We start from the raw sequence: 12,519 nt of genomic DNA, 5'->3' as shown, positions 1-12,519 counted from the left end.
GCCGCGCCGGGTTTGCCAGAAGTGCTTGGAGCCTGCATTCTGTGCCCGCCCGAAGTGAGGAAAAAAGATCATGTTCGCGAGCCCTGCGATCCCGGATGAAAAAGCGACGGCGCTGATCCAGTGGCTGATCTATCAGGCATGGGAAAAAGCGCCGAACGAGGAGCTGGTCGCGGCGACGGCGGAACGGATCGTTGAGGCCGGGGTGCCGCTCGACCGCTGCCGGGTGGCGATGTATACGCTGCATCCGGAAATCGGCTCGCTGATGTTCGATTGGGACCGGGCGGAGAACACTGCCGTCACCGGCCACCGGCACGAGATTGCCTATAGCCGGGACGAATCCGAGGAATGGAAAGCCAGCCCGCTGCGGCACATGATGGCGACCGGCACGCTGCGCCTCCGGCGGCGGCTCATCGGGCCGGATGCCGAACTGGATTTCACGGCCTTCGAAGAATTCCGCGACGAGGGTTTCACCGACTACTACGCCTGCATGTTTGGCGGCGCGGAAGCGTTGCGTCTGATCCGCGAGGGGGAACGCAGTTGCGGCGCGCTCCTGCGCTGGCTGACGCGCCATCCGGACGGTTTCTCCGAGCATGACATCGCCTTCATCGACAGCATCGTGCCGGCCCTGACCTCGGCTATTCAGGCGCATCTCGACCAGGAGATATCTGCGAACCTGCTGGATGCCTATGTCGGCCCGCTGGTCGGCGGCCGCATCCTGAAGGGCGAGATCCGGCGCGGCATGGCGGAAAGCCTGGATGCCGTGCTGATGATCGCCGACCTGTCCGATTTCACCAGCGTCAGCGACATCGTCTCGAAAGAGGAGATGGTCTCGGCGCTCAACCGCTATTTCGATGCCATGCTGGCGCCGGTCCATGCCGCCGGCGGGCAGGTGCTGAAGTTCCTTGGCGACGGGTTCCTCGCCATCTTCCCGTGCGAGCCGGAGATGCGACAGGAAACCGCCCGCAAGGCATTACAGGCCGCGAGCGAGGCACTGACCGCCGTCGATGCTCTGGCGGAGACCGAGGCGGATCTGGAGCGCCCGGCCATGGGCCTCAACGTGGCCCTGCATCTGGGGGAGGTGATGTTCGGCAATGTCGGCTCCCGCGACCGGCTCGACTTCACGGTGATCGGCCCCGCCGTGAACGAGGCCAGCCGGATGGAGTCTCTCTGCCGCTCTCTCGGTACCGACATCATCCTGTCGGAAACAATCGCTACCCTGCTGCCGGAGCAAACCCGGCTGCTGACCCGGACCGAGTTGCGTGGTGTGAAGGGCGAGCGCGCGCTCTACGCTCCCCTCCCGGCAGCTTCGGGAGCCATGCGATGAACGAGCCGAAATTCGATGCCATCGACCGCGCCATCCTGACCTTCATCCAGAGCAACGGCCGCGCCGCCTATGCCGATATCGGTGCCCATGCAGGCCTCTCCGTCTCCGCCGTCAACGAGCGGCTGAAGAAGCTGCAAAATGCAGGCGCCATCCGGGGCTACGGCGCCATCCTGGAGCCTGCGGCCATTGGCCTAGAAGTCCTTGCATACGTCTCCGTGCTGATCGACTGGAGCGTCCATAACGAAGCCTTCCTTGAAGCCGTCATGGACATGCCCGAAGTGCTCGAATGCCACCACGTCACCGGCGACTGGTCCTACCTGCTGAAAATCCGCACCCGCTCCAACGACGCGCTGGAAGATGTCATCTCCAACCGCATCAAACTGCTGCCGGGCGTAACAAGAAGCCAGACGGTGATCGCACTAAAATCACCGAAGGAAAGCGCCGTGCTGCCAGTGTGAGGATTCTGGAACCCCCGCCGAAATCCGCCCGACTTGAATCAGTCAGGTTCAGGAAGCGGGATGTAGTGAATGTCGAGCTTGGTCGAATTCAGGCCATCGCCGTACTCGCCCCATTCGCATTCGGTGTAGCCTATCAGTCCGCTCGGCTTGCCGTCCTCCCGATCTGACAGCGGCAGAAGAATCCGCGCTCCAAGAGGAATCCGTTCGGCCACAGCATAGACCAAACCGGACATGTAGACGATGTCACCGTTCTGGACGAGTGGGCGCCATCGCTCGTGAACGATGGGCGCTGATCCGAGAGGCAACATCTCATCAAGATTGACGTCCCGCATCGAGAATTTTTCGGTGAACCGGGAAAAGATTTCTTCAACCTCATTTCCAGCGACCCGATAGCTGTATTCCTCGGTTTCGCGGTCGTAATCGACCAAAAACAATCGGGACAGAGCCCAAGGAATGTCGATCGGGTCGATATCGGTACGCCCCGGCATACGGCGCCCGTTACACCTCGATAACCAATAGTCGGCGATCCGGCGCAGGTTGGGTTCGGCTATCAGAGAGAGATCGAAGAACTCCGCCCTCGAATAAGTGGCTATATCATTGGGCGTGGCGCCACGGTAGGTGGCATTCCCCTTCGCCGCTACGCTTCGGTCCATTTATTCAAAGCCTCATTTTTTCAGCCGCTTACTCTCTGAGCATGCAGTGACCCGCCCGGATCGACGAAAGCCTAATAACATCGAAGATGTGAATATCCAATTAATCGCGCTTTTCTGACTGCAGACACCATGCTCCGGTTTTGCAATTCGGGACTCTGAAGCCAGGGCTATACGGCACGGCTCTGCTCCAAATCACTCTCAACGCAGCCCCCTACTAGCGGCCATTCACTCCACCATTCATTCCCGGCACACCATTTATCGACGCGCAATCAGTCTCCAGAATACACTCAAAAGAAGATCGGCTTGGGACCCGGGGAGGGCCTTCAGAATGACACCGACGCTGGACAGTATCCTCGCCCTGCTCGCCATGGCGCTGCCGCTGATGGGCAGCCCCGGTCCGGCCATCGTCGCGGTGACGGCGAACGGGGCGGCGTTCGGGGTGCGGGCTAGCCTGCCATTTCTGTTCGGTATCTATGCCGGGGTCTTCACAGTGCTGTGCCTGACCGCGTCCGGCGTTACCGGACTGCTGCTGGCCATGCCCGGCGTCGGGCCGGTGCTGGTGGGCGGGGCGGTGCTTTACATGCTCTATCTTGCCTACAAGATTGCCACGGCGCCGCCGCCCGGCATGACCGGCGAGGCGGAGGCCGCCGCGCCGGGGTTCATTCCGGGCTACGGCCTGTCGCTGACAAACGTGAAGGCCTACACGGTGTTCACGGCGCTCTATGCCGGGAACGTGCTGATCGAGGCGAACCCTATCACGGACACATTCTTCAAGCTTGGCGTGCTGACCTGCGTCATGCTGTTCGTGAACGGCACTTGGCTGGTGTTCGGCGGTGTGTTCGCCAGCTTTATCCGGTCGCCGAAAATCGGCCGGGCCTTCAATATCGTCATGGCGGTGCTGTTGCTGGTCTCCGTCGCGCTTGCAGTGAAGCCCTGAGTGCGGGCTAACTGAAAACCAGTTCTTCTTTCCGCGCGTCTGGATCTTGCGTGTCCCTTTTCCTGTTCATCAGCACGGCCCTGATCTGGGCCACCGGTGCGTTTGTCACGACCCTGCAGGCCGGGATCGTTCCGATCCCGGTTTCGGTTGCCTACAGGATGCTGCTGATGACCGCCGCCATGCTCGCGGTGGTGCTCGTGACAAGGACTTCGCTCCGGGTCCAACGGGCGGACGTGCCCTGGCTGGTGATCCACGCGACAACGTTCTTCGCGCTCAATTTCATCTGCTTCTATAACGCCACGACCTACATCCCGAGCGGCGTGGCGACGCTGGCCCTGTCCACCTCGCCGATCTTTGCCACCATCATCGGCTTTCTGGTCCTGAAGGAGACCGTGCGTCCCCGGGCGATCCTCGGGATGATTGTCGGTATCGGAGGGCTCGGCCTGATCGTCGCACCGGACCTGACCAGCCTCTCTGGCGGCTCGGCGCTGCTTCTCGGCATGCTATGGGCACTCGGGGCATCGTTCGGCACCGCGATCGGCACCGTGATCGGCGCCCGCAACCACCGCGTGGGCGTGTCGGCCTACACGACGAATTTCTGGGGCGCCTTCGGCGGTGCGTTGATCGGTTTCGGGCTGGCGCTCGCCGGCGGATTGCCGATCATCTTCGACGTCTCGGTGCGCTATATCGGCTCCCTGCTCTATCTCGGGATCGCGGCCTCCAGCTTCGCCTTTCTGATGTTCTTCAATCTGGTCAGCCGGATCGGCCCCGGCCGGGCGGCCTATATCTTCACCGTGGTGCCGGTGATCGCACTACTGATCTCGACCGTCCTTGAGGGCGTGGAGCTAACCGCGGTAATCGTCGGCGGCACGGCCATGATCCTGACCGGGAATGTGCTCGTCCTGAAGCGCTAATCCAGCCTGAAGCGCTAACCGGCGCGGCGCCGCTCCTCTTCCAGGGCATTCTCATCCCAGGCCTGAATGAAGCGCATCTGGCTCGAATTGATCTCCAGCGCCGTCAGCACGCCGGTATTCACCGCCCCGGTATCGATGCCGATGCGATGATCGTGCACCTCCGGCTCCCCATGGTTCCATTCGACGGTATGGCCATGCACGACGGTCAGCTCGAAGGGCCAGACCTCGGGATGAAGAAACGGATCGCGGATCCAACAGAGCGTCTTCAGGGTCTGCGCGTTGAGCGGCTGACGAGGATCAATCCCCGCATGGACGAAAAGGTAGTCGTCCACCCTGTATGTGACCGACATGGACTTGATGAAATCCAGCACCGGTTCCGGCAGCCGTCGCCGGGTCTGCATGATCATGTCGCGGGCACCGACTAGGCGGCTGATGCCGAGACTGCGCCAGGTCGCCTCCCCCCCATTGGAACCCCAGAAATGGAGATCGTCATCCTGCAAGGTGCCGTCCACTGCCTGCCGCAGCCAGTAATCGTGATTGCCGACAAGGCAGATATCCTCGACCGGCTTTTTGGTGAACGCGCTCAGACCGCCCAGCGCAAGGCCAAGCACTTCCAGGCTGTCCGGCCCCCGGTCGATCAGATCGCCCAGCAGGATCGCCGTCACCCGCTCCGGTTTCAGCCGGGCGACATCCTCCGCAATCGCTTCATAGAGCGCGGTCAGCAGATCCGCCCGGCCATGCACGTCGCCGATAGCCACCACCATATGCCCGTTGCTGACCTGCCGCGGTACTTCGCGCCATTCATAGCGGCGTATTTCAAGTTGCGAGTCCAGTTGGCTCTCCGGCATCGATTTCGACAAAGGGCATCTTAGGGCGACAGATCACCATCCTGTCCAGACCGCAAATCGACGCGTCCGGGTGCCGCACCGAAGAGAGGGACGGCGCCGCCCCATAATGACTATGATGCGCCGGGCCCACGGACAGAGCTTTGATCGCATGGAAAATTACGGGACACCGGTTGTGCGAAAAGTGCCGCTTCTGGCAGGCCTCGTTCTGTTCTGCATCATGCTGCTGGCAGACCCGCCGGCGGCTTTCAGTCCCGCCGGGTGGCACGCCATGGCGGTCGCTGCCCTGATGGCAGTCTGGTGGATCGGCGAGGCATTGCCGCTGCCCGCGACAGCCCTTCTGCCCGTTTTGCTCTTCCCCTTGCTCGGGGTCACGGGCGCGAAAGAGGCGGCCGCGCCGTACGCGCATCCGCTGCTGTTCCTGTTTCTCGGGGGCTTTCTGCTCGGCGCGGCAATCTCCGGCTCGGGGCTGCACAAGCGGCTCTCCTTCACCATCCTGCGGCTGACCGGCACCGGAAGCAGCCGGCTGATCGCCGGATTTCTGCTGGCTGGAGCCCTGCCCTCGATGTGGATCAGCAATACAGCCAGCGCGATCATGCTGCTGCCCGTCGCCCAGGCCGTTCTCACCGGGGCGCCACCACGATGCCAGAAGGCGCTGCTCCTGGCCGTGACCTACGGCTGCTCCATCGGCGGTGTCGCCACGCTCATCGGCACCCCGCCGAACGCGATGCTTGCCGCCTATCTCGATCAGGCACATGGCCAGGCGCTCGGATTCGGGGAATGGATGCTGGTCGGCCTGCCAGTCAGTTTCCTGCTGCTTGCGCTGGCCTGGCTGGTCCTGAGTCGACTTGCCTTCGGCACGGTCGAGCAGCTTGATGCGGAGGCTATGCCTGCACCGCCGGGACCAATGACAGTCCGGGAGAAGCGCATGCTCGTCATCCTGACCCTGACAGCCCTGGCATGGGTTTTCCGACCCGCCCTCGCTGTCTATTTTCCAGCGCTCAGCGATACCGCGATCGCGCTCTCCGCCGGTCTTGTCCTGTTTGCAATTCCCTCGGGAGAAGAACGCCGTCCGCTGCTGACCTGGGAGGAAGCACGCGGCATCCGGTGGGGCGTTCTGCTGCTGTTCGGCGGCGGTCTCTCGCTCGCCTCGGCCCTGACCGAAACCGGCCTGGCCGCGACACTTGCCGCTTCTCTGTCGGATATGACCGGGGACCTGCCCGCTGCCGCGGCAACCGGGCTTTCAGTCCTTACGGTTCTGCTGACAACGGAACTTGCAAGCAATACCGCATCAGCGGCTGCTTTCCTGCCGATCATGGCCGGGCTGGCCCAAGCGCTCGGGCTGCCACTGTTCGCCCTGCTGGCTCCGGTGACCATGGCCGCGAGCTGCGCCTTCATGATGCCGGTGGCAACGCCGCCGAACGCCATCGTTTTCGGCGCCGGTGGGCTGCGTGTCGCGGACATGGTCCGCGCCGGGATCTGGATGAATGCCGGCGCGGTCGTTGTTCTGACCGCGCTCGGCTGGGTGTTGCTGCAGCTCTTCTAGATGCGGTTGACCGCGCTCATCACGGCCCTGATCGGGGCCATGGTGATCGAGGTATCGATACCAACCCCGAACACGCTGCGACCGTTCGCATCCGGCACATTGAGCTCGATATAGGCCGCCGCCTCGGCCCGCGAGCCGACCGAGCGGGTATGCTCGGTATAGTCCTTGAGCCGGAAGTTCAGGCCGAACTCGTTGCGCAATCCGTTCACGAAGGCGGAGATCGGCCCGTTACCCTCGGCCTCGACCACACAATCCTTGCCGTCGTGCTTCACCACCGCCGTGATGTGCTCGCGCTCGTTCGAGCCCTCGATCGATTTGGAGGAGAAGGAGACCAGCTGGAACGGAGCATCTTTCTGATGGATGAACTCATCGTCGAAAGTCGACCAGATGGTCTCGCTGTTGATCTCCTTGCCGGTGGCGTCGGTGATCTTCTGGATGGCCTGGCTGAACTGGGCCTGTGCCGCCTTCGGCAGCTTGATCGCGTGATCGGTTTCTAGCAGGTAGGCGACCCCGCCTTTGCCGGACTGGCTGTTCACCCGGATGATGGCCTCGTAATCGCGGCCGATATCCTGCGGGTCGATCGGCAGATACGGCACTTCCCAGTGCGGATCGTTCACCTTTCGGATCGCCTGCATACCCTTGTTGATCGCATCCTGGTGCGAGCCGGAAAAGGCCGTGTGCACCAATTCGCCCGCGTAGGGATGGCGGGGATGGATCGGCAACTGGTTGCAATATTCCGCCGTCTCCATCAGGCCGTTGATATCGGAGAAATCCAGCTCCGGATCGACGCCCTGGGTGAACAGGTTCAGCCCGAGGGTGACCAGATCCACATTGCCGGTCCGCTCGCCATTGCCGAACAGGGTGCCTTCGACCCGGTCGGCACCGGCCATGATCGCCAGTTCCGTCGCCGCGATACCGGTGCCCCGGTCATTATGCGGATGGACGGACAGAATGATGGAATCCCGCCGGGTGAAATGCCGGTGCATCCATTCGATCTGGTCCGCGTAGATATTGGGGGTCGACATCTCGACCGTCGAGGGCAGGTTGATGATGACCGGATTTTCCGGCGTCGGCTGCCAGATATCCATCACCGCTTCACAGACTTCCAGCGCATAGTCGAGCTCAGTGCCAGTGAAGCTTTCCGGTGAGTATTGCAGCCGCACATTGGTGCCGGCCTCTTCCAGCCGGGCAAGCCGGTCCTTGACCATGATCGCGCCTTCGACCGCGATCTGCTTGACGCCTGCCTGGTCCTCATTGAACACCACCCGGCGCTGCAGCTCCGAGGTCGAATTGTACAAATGGACGATGGCGCTCTTGGCCCCCATCAGGCTCTCGATCGTGCGCTCGATCAGGTGCTCGCGGGCCTGGGTCAGCACTTGGATGGTGACATCGTCGGGGATCAAGCCGCCTTCGATGATCTCGCGGACGAAATTGAAATCGGTATCGGACGCGCTCGGGAAACCGACTTCGATTTCCTTGAAGCCCATCTCGACCAGCGTCTTGAACATCCGGTGCTTGCGCGCGCTGTCCATCGGATCGACCAGCGCCTGATTACCGTCCCGCAGATCGACGCTGCACCAGATCGGTGCCTTGTCGATGATCTTCGAGGGCCAGGTCCGGTCCGGCAGATCGATCCGGGAATAGGCGCGGTATTTTTCGATCGGCATATGGTTCATCACTTCAACTCCCAAGGGCGGCGCATTTTCCTGTGGGCGCCTGCCCGTTTTCTACATTCAAATTCTGTTCCTGAATGCGCGCGTCCTTCGAACCGTGCCCTCAAAAAGGCCGACGGAGAAGAGTCTCTGTTCGATTGTGTGAAGCTAGATGGTGATCCATCGGCAACGCATCAACACGGCTCAAGCATAGACGAGCGACGTGACCCGGACTCTCTAAAGAGCCGGGATCCTAAGTCGAAGCGCGAGGCCGAGGTGTGTGTGCGTCAACATAACGCGCGAAAAATAGCCAGAATCCGGTATACCAGTCAAGCTGAGAGCGTGCGGATTGACCTGGATCATTAATCCCGGTCGACAAACGCGAGAAAATGAAGCCGCACAAAACCGGGAGAGAGGCCGTGAACCTCTTCGATATCTGCCGCGACGAACTGAACCGGATCAAGGCCGAGGAGCGTTATCGCGTCTTCGCCGATCTGGAAAAGCAGGCGGACAAATTTCCTTACTACAAACACTATCGTGACGGCGGGGTCGAGCAGGTCCTGGTCTGGTGTTCGAACGATTATCTGGCGATGGGGCAGAGCGACGTGCTGCGCGGCGCGGTGCACGAAGCAGTCGAGCAGACCGGTGTCGGCGCCGGCGGCACCCGAAACATTTCCGGCACCAGCCACTATCATGTCGCGCTCGAGGACGAGCTGGCCGACTGGCACCAGAAGGAAGCGGCCCTGCTCTTCACCTCCGGCTATATCGCCAACGAGGCCAGCCTTTCGACCTTGCTGAGCGCGTCGCCGAACATGGATGTGTTCTCCGACCAGAAGAACCATGCCTCTATGATTCAGGGCATCCGCAAGGGCAAGGCCCGCAAACATATCTTCCGGCATAACGACCTCGCGCATCTGCGCGAGTTGCTGGAAGCGGCCGATCCCGAAAGCCACAAGATGGTCGCCTTCGAGAGCGTCTATTCAATGGACGGCGATATCGGCCTGATCGAGGATATTTGCGACCTCGCGCACGAATTCAACGCGATCACCTATCTCGACGAGGTGCATGCGGTTGGCATGTACGGGCCGCGCGGCGCCGGCATCGCCGAACGGGACGACGTGCTGGACAAGGTCGACCTGATCGAAGGCACGCTCGGCAAGGCCATTGGCGTGCATGGCGGCTACCTGGCCGGCCCGGCCCACGTGCTGGATTATGTGCGTAGCGTCGCGCCCGGCTTCATCTTCACCACCTCCCTCCCGCCGATGGTCGCCGCCGCGGCCACCGCAAGCATCCGTCATCTGAAGGAAAGCGGTCAGGAGCGGGCGATGCAGCAACGCCAGGCCGCCCGCCTGAAGGAAGCGTTCCGGGAGGCTGGCCTGCCGGTGATGCCGTCGGAAAGCCACATCGTGCCACTGCTAGTTGGCGACGCGGCCAAGGCCCGGGAGTTTTCCAACCGGCTGCTCTACGATCACAATATTTACGTGACCGCGATCAATTATCCGACCGTGGACAAGGGAACCGAACGCCTGCGTTTCACCCCGACACCGCGCCACACAGACGCGATGATCGCGGAGCTGGTGGATATTCTGGTGCCGATGTTTCAGGAAGCGGGTATCCGGAAGAGCGCCTAACGAACGTCAAAATCTAACCGTCATCCCTGCCGGAGAGCAGGGACCCGGATGATCATTGAGCTCAGCTCTGTGAAATCTGGGTCCCGTCTTTCGACGGGATGACGATTTTGGGTGAGTGGAGCGCCGGGCTCCGCTTAAACCCCGAGCTTTTCCTGGATCAACGCCGCGTTCTCATCGAGTTCCGCTGTCGTTCCGGTCCAGACGACCTGGCCTTTTTCGACCACGTAATGCCGGTCTGCAATCCGCTTCAGATCGTCGATGTTCTTGTCGATGACGAGGATCGCCTGTCCCGCCTGTTTCAAGCGCTCCAGACAGTTCCAGATCTCGTGACGGATCAACGGGGCCAAGCCCTCGGTCGCCTCGTCGAGGATCAACAGCTTCGGGTTGGTCATCAGTGCCCGGCCGATGGCGAGCATCTGCTGCTCACCGCCTGACAGCAGGTTGGCCATTGACGTCATCCGGACTTCCAGCTCCGGGAACATCGCCAGCACGCGCTCGACCGTCCATGGGTCCCGGGAATTAAACCGGTTCGCAGCGGTCGCTATGAGGTTCTCGCGAACACTGAGGTTCGGGAAGACCTGGCGGCCTTCCGGCACCAGCCCGATGCCGTAGCGGGCGATCCGGTATGCCGGCGCCCTGGTGATGTCGTCCGCCTCGAAGACGATGCGGCCTGAAGAAGGCCGAACGATCCCCATGATCGAATTTACGGTCGTGGTCTTGCCCATGCCGTTACGCCCCATCAGCGTCACGACCTCGTTCGAGCCAATCTTCAGGCTCATTCCGAACAGAGCCTGACTGGCGCCGTAGAATGTCTCGATCTCTTCAATTCTCAACATCACGCCACCTCATCGCCGAGATAAGCCCGGCGCACGGCCTCGTCGCCGCGAATTTCCTCGGGGGTCCCGGTTGCGATCACGCGGCCATAGACCAGCACCGAAATCCGGTCCGCCAGAGCGAAAACCGCGTCCATATCGTGCTCGATCAGGAGCATGGTCTTTTCGCCTTTCAGACTGCGCAGGATCTCGACCATACGCTGGGATTCCTCCACCCCCATCCCCGCCATCGGCTCGTCGAGCAACAGCAGGACAGGGTTGGTCGCCAGGGCCATCGCGATCTCAAGCTGGCGGTGCTCGCCGTGAGACATGGCCTGAGCGATATCGTTCGCACGATCCTGAAGCCCTACAGCCTCAAGCGCGGCCATCGCCGGCTCCGTCAGAGCCGGATCTTTCCGGGCAGCCTGCCAGAACCGGAAGGAATGACCGGCATGGGCCTGGACCGCGAGCGCAACGTTCTCAAGCACGGTCATATCCAGCATCAGGCTGGTGATCTGGAAAGACCGGGCAAGACCGAGCAGCGAGCGCTTGTAGGCCGGCGTGCGTGTCATGTCCCGGCCGTCAAAGCGGATCGTGCCGCCGTCAGGATCGATCTCGCCGGACAACTGGGAGATCAGCGTGGTCTTGCCGGCACCGTTCGGGCCGATAATCGCATGCAGCTCCGACTGCCGGACATCGAGATCGACATGATCCGTCGCGGCAATCCCGCCATAGCTCTTGTAGAGGTTCCGGACCTCGAGAAACGCGCCGCTCATGACCGTCCTCCGATGCCGGATTTCATACCGAGCCAGCGGAACATTCCGTTGATGCCCCCGCGGGTGAAGATCACCACCAGAATCAGCATCGCTCCGAAGGGAAAGTGCCAGTACTGGGTCAGGCGGGAGAGATATTCCTCCAGCAGGATGAAGACCGCCGTGCCGAGCACCGGCCCGAACAGGCTGCCCGCGCCGCCGAGCACGACCATGAAGATCAGCTCGCCCGAATGCACCCAGTCGCCCATCTCGGGCGTGATGAAGTTGGTGAAATTACCGAGCAACGCCCCGGCATAACCGCAGATCGCGCCAGAGATCACGTAGCAGACAAGGCGGTAGCGATAGGTCGGGAAGCCGATGGCCTGCATCCGTCGCTCGTTCCCCTTGGCGCCGGAAATCACCATGCCGAAGCGGGAATGAACGATCCGGTAGACCAGCCCGAGTACCGCGATCAATGACACCAGCACGAAGTAGTAGAGGGTGAAATTGTCCTCGATATCGAGCAGTCCCGCGAACTCGCTGCGCATGTTGATGGTCAGGCCATCGTCAGCCCCATATTCCTCGATCGAGACGAAGGTGAAATACACCATCTGCGCGAAGGCCATGGTGATCATGATGAAGTAGACGCCCTTGGTGCGCAGGGCGATGGCACCGGTCACCAGCGCCACAGCCGCCGAGGCGACAATCGCGATCGCAAACTGCAGGAAGCCGTCATAGATGTCGTAATAGGCCGGGATACCGACGGCATAGGCACCGATCACCAGATAGGCCGCATGGCCGAAACTGACCATTCCGCCATAGCCGAGGATCAGGTTGAGTCCGACAGCAGCAATGCTGAGGATCATCAGGCGCATGAAAAGATCGATCAGGAAGATGTTGTCGACCCATTCGGCGAGAACCGGCAGCAGGGCAAGAAAGCCGAGCCCGGCGACCATGACAAAGGCCGGAAGGCCCGTTCTGAATAGAGATGTCAT

12 protein-coding genes are annotated in these 12,519 nt (G+C 61.7%); 6 read left to right on the top strand and 6 right to left on the bottom strand.

All coding sequences use genetic code 11. The features are described from left to right. Positions 1–70: 70 nt before the first annotated feature. Together IG629_RS14615 and IG629_RS14610 are read left to right on the top strand one after the other, a co-directional pair. Positions 71–1,324 (top strand): adenylate/guanylate cyclase domain-containing protein, encoded by a 1,254-nt coding sequence (locus IG629_RS14615; protein ID WP_193172681.1) that lies wholly within the window; start codon positions 71–73, stop codon positions 1,322–1,324. Further along, the gene (locus IG629_RS14610) at positions 1,321–1,782 is read left to right on the top strand and encodes an Lrp/AsnC family transcriptional regulator (protein ID WP_193172680.1); all 462 of its coding nucleotides are present in this window, start codon (positions 1,321–1,323) and stop codon (positions 1,780–1,782) included. The genes IG629_RS14615 and IG629_RS14610 overlap by 4 nt, the downstream gene beginning before the upstream one ends. Before the next feature lie 38 nt (positions 1,783–1,820). On the opposite strand, the gene IG629_RS14605 is transcribed toward IG629_RS14610, so the two are convergent. Continuing rightward, entirely contained in the window at positions 1,821–2,435 is a 615-nt protein-coding gene (locus IG629_RS14605) for a PAS domain-containing protein (RefSeq protein WP_193172679.1), read from the bottom strand. A 328-nt stretch (positions 2,436–2,763) separates the two neighbouring features. Between IG629_RS14605 and IG629_RS14600 the strand changes: the two genes are divergently transcribed. After that, a complete protein-coding gene (locus IG629_RS14600) occupies positions 2,764–3,372 on the top strand; it encodes a LysE family translocator (RefSeq protein ID WP_193172678.1) in 609 nt (202 codons plus the stop codon). A 50-nt stretch (positions 3,373–3,422) separates the two neighbouring features. Next, positions 3,423–4,286 carry a DMT family transporter gene (locus IG629_RS14595; protein ID WP_193172677.1) on the top strand — a complete coding sequence of 288 codons (864 nt, stop codon included), beginning with the start codon at positions 3,423–3,425 and terminating at the stop codon, positions 4,284–4,286. Between the two features lie 14 nt (positions 4,287–4,300). Here the strand turns inward: IG629_RS14595 and IG629_RS14590 are convergent, their stop codons facing one another. Further along, positions 4,301–5,146, bottom strand: a complete 846-nt coding sequence (locus IG629_RS14590) for a metallophosphoesterase (RefSeq protein ID WP_193172676.1) — start codon at positions 5,144–5,146, stop codon at positions 4,301–4,303. Positions 5,147–5,240: 94 nt separating this feature from the next. Between IG629_RS14590 and IG629_RS14585 the strand changes: the two genes are divergently transcribed. Then, on the top strand, positions 5,241–6,677 hold the full coding sequence (locus IG629_RS14585) for an SLC13 family permease (RefSeq protein WP_193172675.1): 1,437 nt from the start codon (positions 5,241–5,243) through the stop codon (positions 6,675–6,677). Here IG629_RS14585 and leuA read toward each other — a convergent pair. Continuing rightward, a complete protein-coding gene (leuA, locus tag IG629_RS14580; protein ID WP_226886737.1) occupies positions 6,674–8,353 on the bottom strand; it encodes a 2-isopropylmalate synthase in 1,680 nt (559 codons plus the stop codon). The genes IG629_RS14585 and leuA overlap by 4 nt on opposite strands. Positions 8,354–8,748: 395 nt before the next feature. Between leuA and hemA the strand changes: the two genes are divergently transcribed. Continuing rightward, the gene (gene hemA / locus IG629_RS14575) at positions 8,749–9,960 is read left to right on the top strand and encodes a 5-aminolevulinate synthase (protein WP_319025096.1); all 1,212 of its coding nucleotides are present in this window, start codon (positions 8,749–8,751) and stop codon (positions 9,958–9,960) included. A 134-nt stretch (positions 9,961–10,094) separates the two neighbouring features. On the opposite strand, the gene IG629_RS14570 is transcribed toward hemA, so the two are convergent. Genes IG629_RS14570 through IG629_RS14560 form a run of 3 tightly spaced genes read right to left on the bottom strand, consistent with a single transcriptional unit; the run spans position 10,095 to position 12,519 of the window. Next, positions 10,095–10,796: an ABC transporter ATP-binding protein gene (locus tag IG629_RS14570; RefSeq protein WP_193172673.1), complete on the bottom strand. Its 702-nt coding sequence runs from the start codon at positions 10,794–10,796 to the stop codon at positions 10,095–10,097. Next, a complete protein-coding gene (locus tag IG629_RS14565; RefSeq protein ID WP_193172672.1) occupies positions 10,796–11,548 on the bottom strand; it encodes an ABC transporter ATP-binding protein in 753 nt (250 codons plus the stop codon). The genes IG629_RS14570 and IG629_RS14565 overlap by 1 nt, the downstream gene beginning before the upstream one ends. Continuing rightward, a complete protein-coding gene (locus IG629_RS14560) occupies positions 11,545–12,519 on the bottom strand; it encodes a branched-chain amino acid ABC transporter permease (RefSeq protein ID WP_193172671.1) in 975 nt (324 codons plus the stop codon). Before IG629_RS14560 ends, IG629_RS14565 begins: the two co-directional genes overlap by 4 nt.

The sequence above is a fragment of the Nisaea nitritireducens genome, assembly GCF_014904795.1.
Taxonomy (GTDB): domain Bacteria; phylum Pseudomonadota; class Alphaproteobacteria; order Thalassobaculales; family Thalassobaculaceae; genus Nisaea; species Nisaea nitritireducens.
Note: the sequence above shows the minus strand (reverse complement) of the source record. Positions and strands in the feature narration are given on the sequence as shown.

What these genes read in the sequence shown, in the direction of transcription:
- IG629_RS14585 (WP_193172675.1), top strand. Translation starts at nt 5,241, where the DNA reads ATGACTATGATGCGCCGGGCCCACGGACAGAGCTTTGATCGCATGGAA.
- IG629_RS14570 (WP_193172673.1), bottom strand. Translation starts at nt 10,796, where the DNA reads ATGTTGAGAATTGAAGAGATCGAGACATTCTACGGCGCCAGTCAGGCT.
- IG629_RS14560 (WP_193172671.1), bottom strand. Translation starts at nt 12,519, where the DNA reads ATGACATCTCTATTCAGAACGGGCCTTCCGGCCTTTGTCATGGTCGCC.
- IG629_RS14600 (WP_193172678.1), top strand. Translation starts at nt 2,764, where the DNA reads ATGACACCGACGCTGGACAGTATCCTCGCCCTGCTCGCCATGGCGCTG.
- leuA (WP_226886737.1), bottom strand. Translation starts at nt 8,353, where the DNA reads ATGAACCATATGCCGATCGAAAAATACCGCGCCTATTCCCGGATCGAT.
- IG629_RS14610 (WP_193172680.1), top strand. Translation starts at nt 1,321, where the DNA reads ATGAACGAGCCGAAATTCGATGCCATCGACCGCGCCATCCTGACCTTC.
- IG629_RS14565 (WP_193172672.1), bottom strand. Translation starts at nt 11,548, where the DNA reads ATGAGCGGCGCGTTTCTCGAGGTCCGGAACCTCTACAAGAGCTATGGC.
- IG629_RS14605 (WP_193172679.1), bottom strand. Translation starts at nt 2,435, where the DNA reads ATGGACCGAAGCGTAGCGGCGAAGGGGAATGCCACCTACCGTGGCGCC.
- IG629_RS14615 (WP_193172681.1), top strand. Translation starts at nt 71, where the DNA reads ATGTTCGCGAGCCCTGCGATCCCGGATGAAAAAGCGACGGCGCTGATC.